Raw genomic sequence first — 1461 nt, forward strand, 5'->3', positions numbered from 1 at the left:
CTATAATCTGTTAAGCGATTGCTGACGCAAAGCTCCGCTAACGCCTCAAGACAAGTATCATTATCAGGACTTAGGTCAATACACTATATATAGTGTACTGCTCTAAGTTTGGTAGCTGTTGCTCCATGTTCATAAATTTCATCAAAATACTCACGCTTATAATATAATTATCTATAAATGTTGTTAAGAGTGATTGCTGACGCAAAGCTCCGCTAACGATATGAATTTTAACTATATTGATCCCATACCAATATTTGCTAAGTTATTCTACAAATTATACTATAACTAATAAGCGCAAATCACTTAGAAAACATTAGCCATGATACGATTAATCGTTATTTGAAAATAGAGTCTTTAAGTTTCCTGCGGACTGCTGCGCAAACACAAGACTTATGGCGAAATGTGAAAGAGGAAATTGTTCAATGTACAGAGGGGTATCTAATTTTTGATGATACAGTAATCAATAAAAAATATGCTAATAAAATTGAAAGCGTAGCTCCTCTGTTTGCGAAGCATTCCGAAGGAAAAGAGGCACTTGTGCGATGACAATATAGTGGTATCGGTTCATCAAGTAATTCGGGGAATAGGAATAGTTAATTGTATCTATTTTAATCCACAAAACGAACAATGCGCGGATAATAGATTACCGTATTTATGATCCAGATATTGACAACAAAATGTGAGTTAGATCATGTTGAAGAAATGATATTAAATGTGATAAATAACAATAAATTACCATTTAAAATGGTATTAATGGAGAGCTGGTATGCAACACAAAGATTAATGGCATTGATAGATAATTTAGGAAAAATTTATTATTGTCCCTTAAAAATAAATCGCGCGCGTAGATGATACTGGTGGTATAGAAAAATATAAAAATATTGCTGAATTAAACTGGAATGAATCAGAAAAAAGAACGGGCAAAATAATTAAAATTAAAGGAATTCCTTTGAGATAAAAAAGCGAGTGCGTAATTCTGAGGTATCCTCAGAATGTAAGACGCACTCAAGACAGTCAAGCTTTTCTGGGCAACTGTTTCGACCAACTTCAGCAGAATATATTGCTACTAATGACTTGAACCAATGCAGCAAAGATGATGTAGAATTTGAATCTCAAACCAGATGGAAAATTGAAGAATTTCACGCCAGAATTAAGCAAATAACAGGTCTATGTTCCTGTCAATGTTGTCTGAAACTTTCTTCAAATAAATCATATTGCTTGTGGGATGTTAGTCTGGAAATTTTTAATGCATATTAGCAGTAAAAATAGGAAAAACAATTTATAAAGTCAAACATGAATTGCTCTGTTGATTATTTGCTCCAAGAACTGAAGAAACCCACAATCAAATTCAGAGCTGTTTTTATTTGATAGGTATTTTTTGACTCTTGTTTTCATAATGATACTTGTGTTGAGGCGTTAGCGGAGCTTTGCGTCAGCAATCGCTTAACAGATTTAGTGCGA

General features: G+C 33.4%; 1 pseudogene. It reads left to right on the top strand.

From position 1 onward, the window contains the following. Positions 1-224 precede the first annotated feature (224 nt). Positions 225-1368: pseudogene (locus tag F6K23_RS40435) on the top strand (IS701 family transposase). Positions 1369-1461 lie beyond the last annotated feature (93 nt).

Origin of the sequence: Okeania sp. SIO2C9 (assembly GCF_010672455.1) — a bacterium.
Lineage (GTDB): Bacteria > Cyanobacteriota > Cyanobacteriia > Cyanobacteriales > Microcoleaceae > Okeania.